The organism is Pseudorhodobacter aquimaris (genome assembly GCF_001202025.1).
In the GTDB taxonomy this organism is placed as follows: Bacteria; Pseudomonadota; Alphaproteobacteria; order Rhodobacterales; family Rhodobacteraceae; genus Pseudorhodobacter; species Pseudorhodobacter aquimaris.
Window position 1 is genome coordinate 191,692 of sequence record NZ_LGHS01000052.1, and the last position, 18,068, is coordinate 209,759.

14 protein-coding genes are annotated in these 18,068 nt (G+C 52.3%); 10 read left to right on the plus strand and 4 right to left on the minus strand.

Going from position 1 to position 18,068, the window contains the following annotated elements; genetic code table 11:
- Positions 1-33 precede the first annotated feature (33 nt).
- Genes rho through AKU94_RS09530 form a run of 6 tightly spaced genes read left to right on the plus strand, consistent with a single transcriptional unit; the run spans position 34 to position 6,872 of the window.
- Positions 34-1,332 (plus strand): transcription termination factor Rho, encoded by a 1,299-nt coding sequence (gene rho, locus AKU94_RS09510; RefSeq protein ID WP_050527036.1) that lies wholly within the window; start codon positions 34-36, stop codon positions 1,330-1,332.
- 24 nt (positions 1,333-1,356) lie between these two features.
- The gene (gene mnmE, locus AKU94_RS09515; RefSeq protein WP_050527037.1) at positions 1,357-2,658 is read left to right on the plus strand and encodes a tRNA uridine-5-carboxymethylaminomethyl(34) synthesis GTPase MnmE; all 1,302 of its coding nucleotides are present in this window, start codon (positions 1,357-1,359) and stop codon (positions 2,656-2,658) included.
- Between the two features lie 11 nt (positions 2,659-2,669).
- The gene (gene mnmG, locus AKU94_RS19170; protein ID WP_083445026.1) at positions 2,670-4,511 is read left to right on the plus strand and encodes a tRNA uridine-5-carboxymethylaminomethyl(34) synthesis enzyme MnmG; all 1,842 of its coding nucleotides are present in this window, start codon (positions 2,670-2,672) and stop codon (positions 4,509-4,511) included.
- 28 nt (positions 4,512-4,539) lie between these two features.
- The gene (gene rsmG / locus AKU94_RS09520; RefSeq protein WP_050527038.1) at positions 4,540-5,145 is read left to right on the plus strand and encodes a 16S rRNA (guanine(527)-N(7))-methyltransferase RsmG; all 606 of its coding nucleotides are present in this window, start codon (positions 4,540-4,542) and stop codon (positions 5,143-5,145) included.
- Positions 5,138-5,968, plus strand: a complete 831-nt coding sequence (locus AKU94_RS09525) for a ParA family protein (RefSeq protein ID WP_050527039.1) — start codon at positions 5,138-5,140, stop codon at positions 5,966-5,968. The genes rsmG and AKU94_RS09525 overlap by 8 nt, the downstream gene beginning before the upstream one ends.
- A complete protein-coding gene (locus AKU94_RS09530) occupies positions 5,961-6,872 on the plus strand; it encodes a ParB/RepB/Spo0J family partition protein (protein WP_050527040.1) in 912 nt (303 codons plus the stop codon). Before AKU94_RS09525 ends, AKU94_RS09530 begins: the two co-directional genes overlap by 8 nt.
- Here the strand turns inward: AKU94_RS09530 and hemW are convergent.
- From hemW to rph, 3 genes are read right to left on the minus strand one after another with little or no spacing between them, the layout of a single operon-like run.
- Positions 6,869-8,032, minus strand: a complete 1,164-nt coding sequence (hemW, locus tag AKU94_RS09535) for a radical SAM family heme chaperone HemW (RefSeq protein WP_050527137.1) — start codon at positions 8,030-8,032, stop codon at positions 6,869-6,871. The two genes, AKU94_RS09530 and hemW, sit on opposite strands and share 4 nt — an antisense overlap.
- An 11-nt stretch (positions 8,033-8,043) precedes the next feature.
- Positions 8,044-8,652, minus strand: a complete 609-nt coding sequence (gene rdgB / locus AKU94_RS09540) for an RdgB/HAM1 family non-canonical purine NTP pyrophosphatase (RefSeq protein WP_050527041.1) — start codon at positions 8,650-8,652, stop codon at positions 8,044-8,046.
- Between the two features lies 1 nt (position 8,653).
- Positions 8,654-9,367 (minus strand): ribonuclease PH, encoded by a 714-nt coding sequence (rph, locus tag AKU94_RS09545; protein ID WP_050527042.1) that lies wholly within the window; start codon positions 9,365-9,367, stop codon positions 8,654-8,656.
- Positions 9,368-9,485: 118 nt separating this feature from the next.
- Here rph and hrcA point away from each other — a divergent pair, with 118 nt between their 5' ends.
- Together hrcA and AKU94_RS09555 are read left to right on the plus strand one after the other, a co-directional pair.
- A complete protein-coding gene (hrcA, locus tag AKU94_RS09550) occupies positions 9,486-10,565 on the plus strand; it encodes a heat-inducible transcriptional repressor HrcA (protein WP_083445019.1) in 1,080 nt (359 codons plus the stop codon).
- Positions 10,566-10,571: 6 nt separating this feature from the next.
- On the plus strand, positions 10,572-11,144 hold the full coding sequence (locus tag AKU94_RS09555; protein ID WP_050527043.1) for a nucleotide exchange factor GrpE: 573 nt from the start codon (positions 10,572-10,574) through the stop codon (positions 11,142-11,144).
- Positions 11,145-11,188: 44 nt separating this feature from the next.
- Here AKU94_RS09555 and mutS read toward each other — a convergent pair whose 3' ends face one another.
- Positions 11,189-13,813, minus strand: coding sequence for a DNA mismatch repair protein MutS (gene mutS / locus AKU94_RS09560; RefSeq protein WP_157056488.1), 2,625 nt, complete (start codon positions 13,811-13,813; stop codon positions 11,189-11,191).
- A 148-nt stretch (positions 13,814-13,961) separates the two neighbouring features.
- On the opposite strand from mutS, the gene AKU94_RS09565 reads away from it, so the two are divergent.
- Positions 13,962-15,725: a glycosyltransferase 61 family protein gene (locus AKU94_RS09565; RefSeq protein ID WP_050527045.1), complete on the plus strand. Its 1,764-nt coding sequence runs from the start codon at positions 13,962-13,964 to the stop codon at positions 15,723-15,725.
- Positions 15,726-15,745: 20 nt separating this feature from the next.
- Positions 15,746-18,004, plus strand: coding sequence for an NADP-dependent malic enzyme (locus tag AKU94_RS09570; RefSeq protein ID WP_050527046.1), 2,259 nt, complete (start codon positions 15,746-15,748; stop codon positions 18,002-18,004).
- Positions 18,005-18,068 lie beyond the last annotated feature (64 nt).

The following is an 18,068-nucleotide window of genomic DNA, read 5'->3' on the forward strand; positions in this document are numbered from 1 at the left end:
CGTTGTGGACTGTAGGCCAAGGATTTTTCGAACATGAACGATGAAACCGTCATCACAGAAGACAATGTGCAGCGCCTGAACCTAGCCGATCTGAAGGCCAAGACTCCTGCTGATCTTTTGGCGATGGCAGAGGAATGGGATGTTGAGAACGCGCCTTCTATGCGTAAAGGGGAGATGATGTTCTCTCTTTTGAAAGAGCATGCGGAGGAAGGCTGGGAAATTGGCGGTGATGGTGTTTTGGAGGTGGTGCAGGACGGTTTCGGGTTTCTGCGTTCACCTTCTGCCAACTATTTGCCGGGGCCAGATGACATCTACGTTTCGCCGGATATGATCCGGCAGTTTTCGCTGCGGACAGGGGATACGATTGAAGGGGTTATCGCAGCCCCGCGTGAGGCAGAGCGTTATTTTTCCATGACAAAAGTGACGCGGATCAACTTTGATTCTCCCGAACGGGCACGTCATAAAGTTCACTTCGACAACCTGACACCGCTTTACCCTGATGAGCGGTTGAAGATGGAGGTTGAGGACCCAACGTTGAAGGATCGCTCAGCCCGGATTATTGATCTGGTTTCGCCGATTGGTAAGGGCCAACGCGGGTTGATCGTGGCGCCTCCGCGGACAGGTAAAACCGTTTTGCTGCAAAATATCGCGCATTCCATCGCGACCAACCATCCAGAGTGTTATCTGATCGTTTTGCTGATTGATGAGCGGCCCGAAGAGGTGACGGATATGCAGCGGTCGGTAAAAGGTGAGGTTGTTTCCTCAACCTTTGACGAGCCTGCGACACGGCACGTAGCTGTTGCTGAGATGGTGATTGAAAAAGCAAAGCGTTTGGTTGAACATAAGCGCGATGTTGTGATTTTGCTTGATTCGATCACACGTTTGGGACGTGCGTTTAACACGGTTGTACCATCGTCGGGTAAGGTGCTGACTGGCGGTGTTGATGCGAATGCGCTTCAACGGCCGAAGCGGTTTTTTGGCGCGGCGCGGAATATCGAAGAGGGTGGATCCTTGACGATTATTGCGACTGCTTTGATTGATACCGGTAGTCGCATGGATGAGGTTATATTTGAAGAGTTTAAGGGGACGGGTAACTCTGAGATTGTGCTTGATCGCAAGGTTGCGGATAAGCGCGTATTCCCCGCGATGGATATTTTGAAATCCGGAACGCGGAAAGAAGACCTGCTGGTTGATAAGGTCGATTTGCAGAAGACCTATGTTTTGCGGCGTATTTTGAACCCGATGGGGACGACGGATGCGATTGAGTTCTTGATTTCCAAGTTGAAACAAACCAAATCCAACTCAGATTTCTTTGATTCCATGAATTCCTGATCGGCCCTAAGTTAGGGATTTGCAATGCTAGACACTATTTTTGCTCTTGCGACCGCGCAGGGGAAGGCTGGGGTATCTGTTATTCGGATATCAGGGCCGAAATCACATGCAGCTCTCGGGATGATGGCAAGCGTTCCAGAGTTGCGCAAAGCCAGTGTCCGTAAACTCTATTGGGATGACGTGCTTTTAGATGAAGCGCTCGTCATCGCTTTTGGGGAGGGTGCGAGCTTTACGGGTGAGGAATCGGTAGAGCTTCATGTTCATGGAAGTCGCGCCACTATTAACGCTATTTTGAATGTCTTAATAGCGATTCCTGGATTGCGCCCTGCCGAAGCTGGTGAATTTACACGTCGGGCACTTGAGAATGGTATGCTGGATCTGACCCAAGTTGAGGGTTTAGCCGATCTTATCGATGCTGAAACTGAGGCGCAAAGAATCCAGTCGCTTCGCGTCTTGTCAGGGGCGATCGGAAAAAAAGTTGACGCTTGGCGTCAGAAAATTATTAGAGCTGGTGCGCTTTTAGAAGCGACGATTGATTTTGCGGATGAAGATATACCTGTAGACGTGATGCCAGAGGTTAAAGATCTTTTGAGCGAGTTAATTGTAGATTTCGAAGCGGAAATAAGTGGTGTAAAAATGGCCGAGCAAATCCGGGAAGGGTTTGAGGTAGCTATCGTTGGGCGGCCTAATGTCGGAAAATCTACGCTATTAAATGCGCTTTCAGGGCGTAAGGCAGCGCTGACATCTGAAATTGCGGGCACGACGCGTGATGTGATAGAAGTACGCATGGATATCGATGGGCTTGCCGTTACGTTTCTTGATACCGCGGGTATACGCGAAACAGGCGATCAGCTTGAGGCGATGGGAGTCAACCTTGCAATCGAGCGAGCAAACGCAGCCGATCTTAGGGTGTTTTTGACCGAAAATGGTGATAGGATTGACGAAGTTGAGTTTTTTGACGAAGATATCACGGCACTTGGAAAACTTGATAGTTTTTCCGGGGACGTAGAATTTCAAGCCGACCATAGAATTTCCGGGCTGACAGGCGAAGGTATTGGCGCTCTTTTGAGCAATATTTCTAGCATCCTTCAACAGCGGATTTCTGGTGCTGGGCTGCTTACACGCGAGCGTCATAGGGTGGCGATACAGAATGGACTTATCGCGTTACGTTTGGCAAGTGATGAAGTTTTCAATGTCGTTCCTACAGTGGAACTTGCCGCCGAGGAATTGCGATCCGCATCACAACATCTTGAACTTCTTTTGGGGGAAGTTGGAGTTGAAACCTTACTTGGAGAGATATTCTCTAGTTTTTGCATCGGAAAGTGAGGATGTTTCACGTGAAACAATTTGACGTTGTTATCGTTGGGGGTGGACATGCGGGTTGCGAAGCTGCGGCTGCCTCAGCACGTATGGGTGCAAAAACTGCGTTGATTACGCTTACTATTAAATCGCTGGGAGTTATGTCCTGCAATCCAGCAATTGGAGGACTTGGCAAGGGTCATCTTGTTAGGGAGATTGACGCTTTTGATGGGCTGATGGGGCGTGCGGCTGACGAGGCAGGGATTCACTATCGATTGCTGAATCGTAGTAAAGGACCAGCAGTTCAGGGGCCGCGTGTTCAAACTGATCGTTTGCTTTATCGTAAATCTATACAGCGATTGCTTGGACGCCAAGAACGGTTGAATATCATTGAAGGCGAAGTTATTGATTTTGTCATTAGGGGTGAGAGAGTTTGTGGTGTAACGCTTGCGAATGGCGATGACATTCTTTGTAATTCTGTCGTGTTGACTGCGGGTACGTTCCTGAATGGCGTAATTCATATCGGGAAAGAACAGAGATCCGGTGGCCGGGTGGGAGAAAAGCCATCTGTAAAGCTTGCTAAACGATTGGGCGAGTTGAACTTGGAGCGTGGACGGTTAAAAACCGGAACACCACCGAGGCTGGATGGTAATACAATCAATTGGCATCAGTTAGAGGCGCAAAAAGGGGACGACACCCCAACTATGCTTTCATTTTTAAACAAACAGCCAATCGTTCGTCAAATAAGTTGTGGGATCGCTGAGACTAACCCTAATACGCACAGAATTATCGAAGATAATTTAGCTCAATCAGCAATACATAGTGGTAACATCGAAGGTGTTGGTCCACGTTATTGCCCTTCAATCGAGGATAAAATTTCTCGATTTCATGATAAGTCATCACATCAAATCTTCCTGGAACCAGAAGGGCTTGAAGATTCCACAGTATATCCGAATGGCATATCAACTTCACTTCCGCTAAGCGTCCAGAAAAGTTTCGTTAATTCTATCGTGGGTTTGGAACAAGCTAAAATCCTTCAACCTGGGTATGCGATCGAGTATGACTTTTTTGATCCACGTTGCTTAACAGGATCTTTGGCCCTAAAGGCGATCGAGGGATTGTATTTTGCTGGTCAAATTAATGGCACTACTGGATACGAAGAGGCAGCCGCCCAAGGGCTTGTTGCTGGCCTAAATGCCGCATCGAATGCGTTAGGTCAAGATGAAGTGCTCTTTAGCCGCTCCGAAAGCTATATTGGTGTCATGATTGATGATCTGACATCTAGGGGTGTTACTGAACCATACCGGATGTTCACATCACGCGCTGAATTCCGGTTGATGTTGCGCGCGGATAATGCTGACCAGAGACTTACACCAAAAGCGATTGCTATTGGGTGCGTATCTGCGGGCCGTAGGGAGTTTTTCGAAGCGAAAGCCTCTAGCTTGAATCATTCGCGAAAGAAACTCTCCGAGATATCCTATACCCCAAACCAGCTCTCTGCATCTGGGTTTAATGTTCGACTAGATGGGACGCGGCGTTCTGCATTTTCAATTCTATCACAACTCGATGGATCGCCGCAGGATATTATTTCTCGCTTATCTGATTTCCCCGAAATTCCCAGCCAAGACCTGATCCAACTTTGGCGTGAATCCTTGTACTCGAGTTACATTCAACGCCAACGGCAAGAAGCAGAAGTTTTAACCAAAGATGAGAATAAAAAAATACCAGATAAATTTGATTATGAAAGTATCTCCGGTCTCTCGCTTGAGTTACGCGGGAAATTAATGCGCTTTCAGCCAGCATCGATTGCTCATGCCAGTAAAATTGAAGGCATGACTCCCGCTGCATTAGTTCTCATTCTCTCCCGGCTAAACCGATAGGTTTTGGCTAATAAGTTGGTGATTCTTCATGCTCTTAAGCCGAGATGTTTCACGTGAAACACAACACAAGTTGCAGATCTTTGTGGACTTGGTTCTAAAGTGGAACCCGGTGATAAATCTCATTTCCAAGGGGACACAGGACCAAATATGGAATCGCCATATTGCCGACTCGATACAATTATATGACTTAATTCCAAAAAACGCCGCCAAAATTCTCGACGTGGGGAGTGGGGGTGGATTTCCAGGAATTGTACTGGCAATTTTGTCATCCACCGATAATCTGAGGTATGAATTTCAGCTAGTTGAATCTGATCAGCGAAAAGCGACATTTCTTCGTGAGGTTTCTAGAGTTTTGGAGCTTTCCGTTGTGGTGTGTCCAAAAAGGGTCGAGGAGATCGCAGCATTCCAAGCGGACTGCTTTACGGCCCGTGCGCTTGCACCATTGCCAACCCTTTTAACATTTGCATCTCTTCACCTGAAATCATCTGGGGTTTGTCTGTTTCCAAAGGGCTCCGCTTATAAAAGTGAACTAAAAGCGGCACAAGAATGCTTCCTGTTTGACTATGAGTTGATACCAAGTCAAACAGACCCTACAGGAACGATCCTGAAAATTAGCGGATTAAAAAATGCCTAGGCGTCAACATGAAATCTCACCACGTATAATTGCTTTGGCAAATCAAAAGGGTGGGGTGGCCAAAACGACCACTACGATAAATTTGGCTGCTGGCTTGGTAGAATTGGGCGCCAAAGTTCTTGTTATTGACCTCGATCCACAGGGGAACGCATCAACGGGTCTCGGTATCGAGGTTTCTGGAAGAACACTCACGACCTATGATCTGATGGTTGGTGAATTGCCTTTGGATGCCGTTATTCAAGAAACCACAACAAAAGGCATTCTTATTTGTCCAGCTAACGCCGATCTGTCCTCTGCAGATATGGAGCTTGTTTCAAACGAAAAGCGTAGCTTCTTGCTGCATGACGCGCTACGGCAACCAGATATGGAGAACCTTGGCATTGATTTCATCCTGATTGATTGCCCGCCTTCACTTAGCCTTCTTACGGTAAATGCATTGGTGGCGTGTCACTCAGTCTTGATACCTCTCCAGAGCGAATTTTTTGCGCTTGAAGGGCTGTCTCAGCTGATGTTGACTATCCGCGAGATCCGGCAAACTGCAAATAACGATCTTCGGATAGAAGGTGTTCTTTTGACGATGTACGACAAACGGAACAATTTGTCCCAGCTGGTTGAAGCTGACGCACGCGAAAATCTTGGTGAGCTTGTCTTTAAGAACATTATTCCGAGAAATGTCCGAATAAGCGAGGCGCCGTCCTATGCGTTGCCAGTTCTTTCTTATGACCCGGGATCAAAGGGGGCTGAGGCATATCGCGCGCTATCCTTGGAAATTGCGAGTAGATATGGCTTGCAACAAAAACACATGAGGCCACTGAATGAATGATCGAAAGCCAGAGCGCCGTGGACTAGGTCGCGGTTTGTCTGCTTTGATGGCAGACATAAACGTTTCTGTAGAGGGTGACGCTTCGACACCGGTTGATAATAGATATGCTACCCTTGTTGCCGTAGAGAACCTGGTCCCGAATCCAAATCAGCCCCGGCGTGACTTCACCCCAGAGGCATTGGAAGACCTTGCATCGTCAATACGTCAGAAAGGCGTGTTGCAGCCCCTTATTGTGCGGCCAATTTCTGGCACAAACACATACGAAATTGTCGCGGGTGAGCGCCGCTGGCGCGCAGCTCAATTGGCTCAGGTCCACGAGCTTCCGACTGTGGTTCGCGAGTTTAGCGATACCGAGGTCCTGGAGGTGGCAATCATTGAAAATATTCAGCGCGCGGATCTAAACGCTATCGAGGAAGCCGCTGGCTTTCGACAGTTGATGGATCGTTTTGGACATACACAGGAAAAAATTGCTGAAGCATTGTCTAAAAGCCGGAGCCATATAGCCAACCTTTTGCGGCTGTTGAATTTACCTATAGATGTTCAGGCCCATATTCGTGAGGGCCGATTGTCAGCTGGACATGCGCGTGCGCTCATCACAACCGAAAACCCGTCCGAGCTCGCAAAGACGATTATCGATAAAGGTCTTTCTGTTCGAGAAACCGAAAAACTTGCTCGCGATACATCATCAACACCGCCGCGATCAAAGAAACCAAGCGCGATTTCGAAACCAGAGAAAGATGCGGACACCCGCGCGCTAGAGGCAGATTTATCTGCCAACCTTCGTATGGGTGTGAGCATAGATCACGAACCGGGTGGGGATCGCGGAACTCTGACAATCCGTTATAACACTTTGGAAGACCTCGATAATTTATGCCGCACGCTGTCTATGATGGATCGTGATTAGAGATTGGCTGGCATTAGCTCTTCGATTACCGAATTAAGAAGCAACCGTCCTTTGGTCGTCGCGACCAGGTGGCGGTTGCTCAGTTCGATCATGCCTAAATCTTGCAGTTTTGTAATCCGTTCGGTTTCTAAGGCGACACTACAAATTCTATCATAGCGGTCCAGATCAATTCCAACATCGCGCCGCAAGCCCATCATCAGGTACTCCAGACCCTGCTCCGGACCTGACAGAAAATCATGTTTTTCCACACCTTCACCTTTCAGGACGCTCGACAGCCATAGCGCCGGATTTGAAGCGGCTTCCGTTGCATAGCGTTTACCTGAAAGAGTTAATCTTCCATGGGCTCCTGGGCCTATGCCCGCATAATCCCCAGCATTCCAGTATATCGTGTTATGGCGGGATTCCTGCCCATTTCTGGCATAGTTAGAGACTTCATAAGACCGAAAACCGGCCGCTTCGGTCAGCTCTTGGGTCACAAGATACATATCTGCACTCAAGTCATCATTTGGCAGCCCACGCAAAAGACCACGTCTGAACCGATCACCGAAGGCTGTGCCATCTTCGATTGTGAGCTGGTAAAGTGATAAGTGGTCTCCCGCAATGGTAATCGCTTCTGAAAGTTCGGCGCGCCAATCGGTCAGGCTTTGATCTTGCCGGGCATAGATTAGGTCAAAGCTGAAGCGGTCAAACGTATTCCTTGCGATCTCGATCGCCGCTTTTGCTTCTGCCACAGAATGTAGGCGCCCAAGTCGGCGTAGATCTAAATCATTCAGCGCTTGTACGCCGATTGAAACCCGGTTCACACCAGCGTTGCGATAGGCTTTAAACCTTCCCGCTTCGACAGAGCTGGGATTCGCCTCCATCGTTATTTCAATGTCGTTTGCGGGTTGCCATGTCTCATGCACAGTTTCCAGAATGCTAGCAACCAGACCCGGGTCCATAAGGGACGGTGTGCCACCGCCAAAAAAAATGGATTGTAGGGTTCGTCCTTGGGTTATTTGGCCAATCCTTCTGACCTCTGACAAATAGGCGGCCTTCCATTGATCCTGATCTATGGCGTTGGAGACATGGCTATTGAAATCGCAGTAGGGGCATTTTGACTGGCAAAAGGGCCAATGGATATACAGACCAAAGCCACCCGCTTGCCAGTCTTCGACCAAAGAAAGCTCCTTCACGTGAAACAGCCCGCAACGAGTTTCTTGAACGCATCTGCCCGATGGCTAATCGCATTTTTTGTTTCAGCTGACATTTCTGCAAACGTAATGTTATAACTACTCGGTTGAAATATTGGGTCGTACCCATGACCCAGCTCACCTCGTTTGGGCCAAACCACGGTGCCGGGCATCACCCCCTCAAAAACCTCATCGTGCCCATCGGGCCAAGCCATTACCAAAGTGCAACAAAACTGTGCATGCCGCGGGTAGGGGGCATTGACCGCCTCAAGCTCTTGCCAGGTACGATCCATAGCGACGTGAAAATCACGTCCATTAGGCGTTTCTGCCCAATCGGCTGTATAGACGCCTGGTGCCCCACCAAGTGCATCGATACAAATGCCCGAGTCGTCGGCCAAGGTTACCAGCCCTGATGCACGGGCAGCGGTGTGCGCCTTGATCCGGGCATTGCCGACAAAATTATCTTCGGTTTCGTCCGGTTCCGGAAGCCCAAGCTCACCGGCCGAGATTACCTCGATATTGAACTGTTTCAACAGATCCGCGATTTCTGCCAGCTTGCCGGCATTATGCGTGGCAACAAGCAGCTTTTGTTCAGTAAACTTGCGCATCTTATTCGGTCGCCGCTTTTTGGGCCGCAACCAGTTCGGTACATCCCGCCTCGGCCAGATCCATCAATTGATCCATTTCCATGCGCGAAAAGCTGGCACCCTCTGCCGAGAGCTGTACTTCGATCAGCTTTGGTGCGCCGGTCAGAATGAAATTCCCGTCCGTGCCGGCATTAGAATCCTCGGCATAGTCCAAATCCAGCACAGGTTGACCTGCATAGATACCGCAAGACACCGCGACGACATGATCCACAATCGGATCAGAGGTGACGATACCTGCCTTGATCAGCTTGTTCATCGCCAAACGCAACGCCACCCAACCGCCTGTAATAGAGGCACAGCGGGTGCCACCATCGGCCTGCAAGACATCGCAATCAATCACGATCTGGCGTTCGCCCAACGCGCGCCGATCAACGCCGGCCCGCAAGGCGCGGCCGATCAAGCGCTGGATTTCCTGCGTCCGCCCGGTTTGTTTTCCCATCGCCGCTTCGCGACGGTTCCGGCTGTTGGTGGCGCGGGGTAACATGCCATATTCGGCTGTGATCCAGCCTTGGCCAGTGTTTTTCAGAAACGGTGGCGCTTTTTCCTCAATCGTGGCAGAGCAGAGCACGTGGGTTTCGCCCATCTTGATCAAACAGGATCCTTCGGCATGTTTCATAATACCCGTTTCAATGGAAACGCTGCGCATTTGGTCTAGTTTGCGTGATGATGGCCGCATGGTATGCTCCTAAATACAAATTCATGCACAAATACCCATCCTGTGGATAAGGATGCAAGTATCATTGACGGGTGGGCCACATCCTCCATAGAGTGACGGGCCGTTAAAGAGCAGATAAATGACCGAACAAAAGAAGCACACCGCAGTTATTTCCGAGATGAACGAACGCTCCCGAGAGGTTTTTCGGCGCGTTGTCGAGGGGTATCTGGCATCCGGCGATCCGGTTGGTTCGCGGTCGCTCACACGGACCATGTCGGAAAAGATCAGCGCCGCGACCATACGCAACGTGATGCAGGACTTGGAGTATCTTGGGTTATTAGGCAGCCCCCATACCTCATCTGGTAGAATCCCGACCCAAATGGGATTGCGCATGTTCGTTGATGGCGTGTTGGAGGTGGGTGAGGTTGCCTCTGATGACCGGGATCTGATTGACGCGACGATGAGCAACAATCAATCGGGCGTCTCATCCCTGCTGGACCGTGTCGGGTCTACGCTTTCGGGCATCACCCATGGTGCAAGTCTGGTCCTGACGCCCAAGCATGAAGCCCCGATCAAACATATTGAATTTGTCAGTCTTGGCCCCGACCGTGCCTTGGTGGTCTTGGTTTTTGCCGATAGCCACGTTGAAAACCGTCTTTTTACGCCACCTCCCGGCCAAACCCCATCATCGATGCGTGAGGCAGCAAATTTCCTGAATGCCTTGGCGGCCGGCAAAACCCTGTCGGAATTACGAAAATCAGTCAGCGCTGAAATCAAGAAACGTCGGCAGGAAATTGACACCCTCGCACATCAACTGGTTGAGACCGGCCTTGCTGATTGGCAAAACGCGGGGGAGCAAAGCGAGCGGTTAATCGTGCGCGGCCGCGCCAATCTTTTGGACGGCTCTACTGAGGCGTTCGATGTGGAACGCATCCGCCATCTGTTTGATGATCTGGAACGCAAGCGCGATATCGCCGAATTTCTGGAGCTGACCGAGGACGGCGAAGGTGTGCGCATTTTTATTGGCTCTGAAAACAAGTTGTTCTCACTTTCGGGCTCGTCTCTTGTCGTGTCTCCCTATATGAACGCTGATCGAAAGATTATTGGTGCGGTGGGAGTTATTGGGCCGACACGGTTGAATTATGGCCGCATCGTACCCATCGTTGACTATACAGCGCAACTTGTCGGGCGGCTAATCTCCGACCGGACGAGGGGATGAGTTAAGATGACTGAAACAAAGAAAGACGACGAAATGTCCCAAGAACAGGCAGCCAGTGCAATGAACCCTGAAATGACAGAGGCTGATTTGTCAGAGTTTGATGCCGCCCCTGTGGATGAGCTGGCCACGCTTCGTGCCGAGCGTGATGAATACCGTGACCGCTTTATGCGCACGCTGGCCGATGCTGAAAATTCGCGCAAGCGTGGCGAACGTGATCGCCGTGAAGCAGAGCAATACGGCGGCTCCAAGTTGGCCCGTGATCTGTTGCCGGTCTATGATAATCTTCGCCGTGCGCTTGATGCGGCGACCGACCAAAACCGCGCCGACGCCAAAGCCTTTTTTGAAGGGGTGGAGCTGACCCTGCGTGAATTGCTGAATGTGATGACCAAACATCACGTCACGCCGGTCGCCCCCGAGATTGGCGATCAATTTGATCCACAATTGCATGAAGCAATGTTTGAGGCGGCCTTGCCAGGCACAAAATCCGGCCAGATTATTCAGGTGATGTCCGAAGGCTTCCTTCTGCATGACCGTCTTTTGCGTCCGGCGCAGGTTGGGGTCTCCTCTACACCTGCCTAGTTCCGTTCCAAGTCTCGCCGGGTTTGTACCCGGCGTTTCTATTTCTATCCATCCAATTGCGCTTTCAGCTCATAGATCAAACTTAGCGCCTCCATCGGCGTCAGCTGATCTGGCAGAACCTCTTTGATCCGCTTTTCAACCTCGGAACTTTTGGCCGGTTTTTCAGGCGGAGCAGGTTGTGTCACGCGAAACAGCGGCAGATCATCGATCAGCGCCTTTTGTTTGCCGCCTTCGCGCTCGCCTTTTTCCAGGGCTTCCAGAACCAGTTTGGCCCGATCCGTCACCGCATCCGGCAGCCCTGCAAGTTTTGCGACCTGCACCCCGTATGACCGATCCGCCGCGCCCTTTTTGACCTCATGCAAAAAGATGACGTCGCCTTCCCATTCTTTCACGCTGACGGTGGCATTTTCCACCCCCGCCAGCTTGTCCGCAAGCGATGTCATCTCGTGGTAATGGGTGGCAAAGAGTGCGCGACACTGGTTTTTGTCATGCAGATATTCAAGCGTGGCCCAAGCGATCGACAGCCCGTCATAGGTTGCCGTACCGCGCCCGATTTCATCGAGGATAACCAGCGCGCGATCATCGGCTTGATGCAGAATTGCGGCCGTTTCCACCATCTCCACCATAAAAGTTGACCGCCCGCGGGCCAGATCATCCGATGCGCCAACACGGCTGAAAAGCTGGCTGACCAAGCCGATATGCGCTGATTTTGCCGGTACGAAACTGCCTGCCTGCGCAAGCAGCGCAATAAGCGCATTTTGGCGCAGAAAAGTAGACTTACCTGCCATGTTAGGGCCTGTCAGAAGCCAGATCGCAGCGGTATCATTCGCCGACAGATCGCAATCATTGGCCACAAATTGCGCGCTTCCTTGTTTTTGCAAGGCGCGCTCCACCACGGGATGTCGGCCGTCGCGGATGTCAAAGGCGCGGCTGTTGTCAACGATGGGCGCTGTCCACGCTTCCTCGGCGGCAAGATCGGCAAAACTTGCATTGAGGTCAATCTCTGCAATCGCGCGTGCGGTGGCTGAAAGTGCCGCTGCGTGGTCCAGAATATGTCGCCTAAGACTGAAAAAATGACGTTTTTCGATCTCCAGCGTCAGGTTGCCGGCATTCAGGATCTTTGTTTCCATCTCTGACAGCCGCACGGTGGTAAAGCGCACTTGCCCCGCCGTAGTTTGTCGGTGGATAAATGTCTCCGACAACGGTGGCGACTGCATTTTCTCCGCATGGGTTGTTGTCACATCCACAAAATAGCCAAGCACATTGTTATGCTTGATCTTGAGGCTGCTGATACCGGAAAGTTGCGCATATTCTGCCTGCATCGCGGCAATCACCGCGCGGCCCTCATCGCGCAACTGGCGAGCCTCATCGAGTTCCGGGTCATAGCCACTTGCGATAAAGCCACCGTCGCGGGCCAGCATAGGGGGTTCTGCAACTAATGCGGCATCCAGAAGCGCGTGCAAATCCTTATGACCGGTAAGTGCAGAAGTGACCTGTTGCAGCAGTTCGGGGCCTTTGCCGGCTGCACTTTTGTACAGGGCCTGGGCCTGTTCCAGACCGGAGCGAATTGCCGCCAGATCGCGCGGCCCGCCGCGGTCAAGCGCAAGCCGGGACAGGGCGCGATCCATGTCAGGACAGCGGCGCAACGCGTCCCGCAGATCAGCCCGAAAACGGCTCTGTTCTTGCAGAAAACCCACTGTATCCAGCCGTGAGCGGATCAGCGTAAGATCTCGTGAGGGTGCTGAAAGCCTGCGTTCCAACAGCCTCCCCCCCGCAGCAGTCAATGTCCGGTCGACCACGGCCAGAAGGGACGCGTCTTTGGTGCCGGATAGGCTTGTGGTTATCTCAAGATTGCGACGGGTGGAGGTGTCGATTTGCACCAAACCGCCGGGATCTTCCTTTAGCGGCGGGCGAAGCATGGGCAGATTGCCGCGCTGGGTCAGGTCCAGATAATCGACCAGCGCACCCATGGCGGACACCTCGGCACGATCAAACTGGCCAAAACCCTCTAGCGAGGCGACCCCGAACAAGCCTGTCAGTTTCCGTTCCGCCCCCGCGCTGTCAAAGCTGGACCGGGCAAGCTGTGTCAGGGCAGGCCCGTCATCCAGATCCAGATCGAAGCCGTCGATCACCAACAGCTCTTTTGGCGACAGCCGTGCCAGTTCCGGTCCTAAACGCGTTGCGGGGCAGGGCATAACGCGCAATTCGCCGGTCGAAATATCACACCAGGCAAGCGCAGATTCGTCTCTAACCTCGCTAAAAGCGGCCAAAAAGTTATGCCGCCGCGCATCCAGAAGCGTGTCTTCGGTCAATGTGCCGGGCGTGACCAGACGCACCACATCGCGCGCAACCACCGACTTTGATCCCCGCTTTTTTGCTTCGGCCGGGTTTTCCATCTGCTCGGCAATTGCCACACGAAACCCTTTGCGGATCAGCGTAAGCAGATAACCTTCGGCAGCGTGATAGGGCACACCGCACATGGCGATATCTTCGCCCATATGTTTGCCGCGTTTGGTCAAGGCAATGTCCAGGGCGGCGGCGGCATTCACCGCATCCTCAAAAAACATCTCATAGAAATCGCCCATCCGGTAAAACAGCAAGGCATCCCGATGACGGGATTTGATGTCCAGATATTGCGCCATCATCGGCGTTACGTTTTCAGTGCTCAACTGCCACCCCCAGTTTGCCCTGACCCTACAAAACCGGTGGGCAAGGTGAAAGGCCATTCCACATCAAACCGCTATATCGGGTAGACGTTTTACCCCCATATAGTGCATCTTGAGCCATGACGATATTGTCGCAAGGACCGACGACCGGATGCAGAACCAGATCAACTTTTCCCTACCCGTGCAGGATCTGTTCCTGAACCCTGCCGTGGATGGCGGAATATCGTTGCCATACCCAGCCGAGTTTTTCTGGCGCCCCGCTACACCGGCTTTGATTCAGGGTTTTGCCACCAGCGCCTTTGAAGAGGTGAACTATAAAATAAACGCTTATCTGAACGTCACCAAACGTCACAAAATATTTTCCCAAGCGATTGAATTCAACACCGTTCCTGTTTTGCTGGAGCAGGCGTGTTTTTCTGAATCTTTTGCCTTGGCACAGGGTAAGGTCCTTTTGCCCGGTGCCCGGCTTTTGAAAAGATACTGCTGGGAAAATCAAGAGGATGATCTGGACCCCGAAGAGCAGCTGGTCTCATATTTTCAGGACTGTCAGCGCCAGAATATCGATGCCTCCATTCCCCTTTACACGCAAGCCTTGCCGGAAAACCTTGCCGTTGCAATCGCCTGCCGGAGCATCACAAACCCCTATGCGTTTATTGCCGAGGCTTTGCCACAGCTTGCACAGATCGCGGGTTCGGGGTTTCGGGGGGATGTCTTTTTCCACTTTTCCAACAGGGTCAAAAGCCCGCATCCCGCCGTACAAGAGATCGTAGCCGACCTTTTTCCAGAGTTTGTGGGGCGTATCTTCTTTGAGCCTGCACCAAAGCACTATGATCATGTGTTGACGGTGCTGGACCTTCTTCATGTCTATTTCCAGTTTCCGACAGAGGTTGTCGGCTCGGTTGCGCATCTTGCGCCCTCTGATGCGATGTTTCGCGGCCATGACGGATATGTCGAGTCCCGAACGATCCTGTCGATGAATGCGTTCAGCAGCAGCCTGTCCGCGCTGCGTCGACGGGGCCTGCGCGCAATTGAGGGCAAGGATTTCAGCTATTTGCCAAAACGATTTTTTGTGGGGTTGCCAGATGATGCCCCCAGTATCGTAGGGGCGGAACAACTGTTGGAAATGCTGCGGCTTTTCGGATTTCAAAGGGTTGATTTTGACAAGCTGTCACCGCTTGAACAGATTGCGATTATGGCCAATGCGGAAATGGCCATCACCCCACATAGTGCGAATTTGACCCATATGATGTTTGCCAGCCCTCAGACATTTGTGCTGGTTTTGGGGACATTGCAAACGGCCGTACATCGCTGGGACGAATATTGGGGCCATGCCCATGTCTCGGGCTGTCACTATATTAGTTTCTTTGCCGATTTTGATGCGCCGGACCCGAAGGTCAGCCCCTCGATTGATCTGGATGGCATGGTTCCTGTCGCGCTGTCAGATCAGACCGTGGCCGAGGTTCTGGCCTTTATCGTCTGTATTCTGGGGTATTTCCCGGGGTTGCCCACCGCGCGATCGCTCCTAACCTTGGCGGAACGTTTGATCTGTGTGGGTGAACATGATCACGCATTGCAGCTTTTGGAAAATCATAGTGATCTGGTTAAAACCCATGCGGGGCTTTGCGTTGCCAAGGCGGATTGCCATAAGGCCCGCGCCGAGCCTTATCAGGAAATTGCCGCCCTGTATCTTGCCTATGATTTGGACAAAAGTGATGTGAAAATATTGCTGCGTATTTTTTGGGGCGCAAAACGTGCCGATCGGTCGGATATCATGTCTTGGGCGCGTTCTCGTTGCGCCGAGATTTCCCGAACCGTTACGGCCTTATCCTCAAGTCCAATCCTTGGGTGGCACTGCTGCCCTGAAGTATCGCTAAATGGATTGTGCCGAATGGGCTGTCTGTTTAAAAGTGTATAAAGTATTAAGGAATTTGCTCAATGGCTTCTAATAATCGTGTCACCCCCGAAGAAGCGCTTGCCTATCACATGGAGCCGCGCCCCGGTAAATATGAGATCACAGCCTCGACCCCCATGGCAACGCAACGTGATCTGTCCTTGGCCTATAGCCCCGGTGTAGCGGTGCCGGTTCAGGCCATCGCGGACAATCCGGAAACGGCTTATGACTATACCGTAAAGGGCAATATGGTTGCGGTTATCTCTAATGGTACGGCGATTTTGGGGATGGGCAACCTTGGCGCGCTGGCCTCCAAGCCGGTGATGGAAGGCAAGGCGGTTCTGTTCAAACGGTTCGCCGATGTGAACGCCATCGATATTGAGCTTGATACCGAAGACGCCGAGGAAATCATCAAGGCGGTGTCCCTGATGGGGCCGACCTTTGGCGGGATCAACCTTGAAGACATCAAGGCGCCCGAATGTTTTATCATTGAGCAACGCCTCAAAGAGATGATGGATATTCCGGTGTTCCACGACGATCAGCACGGTACCGCCGTGATCTGTGCGGCCGGCTTGATCAACGCGCTAGAAATCTCGGGCAAGAAAATCCAGGATGTGCGGATTGTTTTGAACGGGGCAGGGGCGGCGGGGATTGCCTGTCTTGAGCTGTTGAAATCGATGGGTGCCAAACATGACAACTGCATCATGTGCGACACCAAGGGCGTGATCTATCAAGGTCGTACCGAGGGCATGAACCAGTGGAAATCGGCCCATGCCGCCAATACCAGCCTGCGCACCTTGGAAGAGGCAATGGAGGGGGCGGATGTGTTCCTTGGGGTTTCGGCAAAAGGGGCTGTGACGCCTGAAATGGTCTCTGGCATGGCCGAAGATCCGGTTATTTTTGCAATGGCCAACCCTGACCCCGAGATCACGCCCGAAGAGGCGCATGCCGTTCGGCCCGATGCGATTGTTGCCACGGGGCGCTCTGATTACCCCAATCAGGTCAATAATGTTCTGGGCTTTCCGTATCTTTTCCGCGGCGCGCTGGATATCCATGCCCGCGCGATCAATGACGAGATGAAGATTGCCTGCGCCGAGGCCCTTGCCAAACTGGCGCGTGAAGATGTTCCCGATGAGGTGGCGATGGCTTATGGCCGCAAGCTGGCCTTTGGTCGGGATTATATTATCCCCACGCCGTTTGATCCGCGCTTGATCCACGTCATCCCGCCGGCGGTTGCCAAGGCGGGGATGGATACCGGCGTTGCCCGCCGTCCGATCGTGGATATGAACGCCTATGAGCTGGCGCTGAAATCCCGCATGGACCCGACCGCCAGCATCGTGCAGGGACTCTATGCGCGCGCACGTCAGGCACAGGCGCGTATGATCTTTGCCGAAGGGGATGACCCGCGTGTTCTGCGTGCCGCCGTTGCCTATCAACGTGCGGGGCTTGGTAAGGCGCTTGTTGTTGGCCGGGATGCCGACGTCAAGGAAAAGCTGGAGGCGGCCGGCCTTGGCGATGGTTACCGGGAGCTGGAAATCGTGAACGCGGCCAACAGCCGTCATCTCGATACTTACCGCGATTTCCTCTATAAGCGGTTGCAGCGTGCGGGGCAGGACCGGCAGGATATTCACCGTCTTGCGGCCCGTGACCGGCATGTTTTTGCATCATTGATGTTGGCACATGATCATGGCGACGGGCTTGTGACGGGGGCCACGCGCAAATCGGCGCATGTGCTGTCATTGATCAACAATGTGTTTGATGCCAAGGCTACGGATGGCGCGGTGGGGGTTACTGCCCTGCTGTATAAGGGCCGGATTGTGCTGATTAGTGACACTTTGGTCCATGAATGGCCCGAGCCGGAAGACCTTGCAAATATCGCCACCCAAGCCGCAAAAGTTGCCCGTAATCTGGGGCTGGAGCCGCGCGTGGCTTTCGTATCCTTTTCTACCTTTGGCTATCCGGTGTCGGAACGTGCCACAAAGATGCATCTGGCGGCAAAGGTGCTGGACGGGCGCAATGTGGACTTTGAATATGAAGGGGAAATGACCGTCGATGTTGCCCTGAACAAGGAAGCGGCGGCGCATTATCCCTTTAGCCGTCTTACGGGGCCGGCGAATATTCTTGTGGTGCCTGCACGCCATTCTGCCTCTATCTCTGTCAAGCTGATGCAGGAAATGGCGGGGGCAACCGTGATCGGCCCGATCCTGACGGGCGTCAGCCGCCCGATCCAGATTTGCAGCAGCACCTCTACGGTGAATGACATCCTGAACATGGCGGTTCTGGCGGCCTGCAAGGTTGGCTGATCTGTTCTCGGGGCGGGTTTGACCCGTCCCGAATACATCCCGAATATGGCCAAAAAGGTGTCTG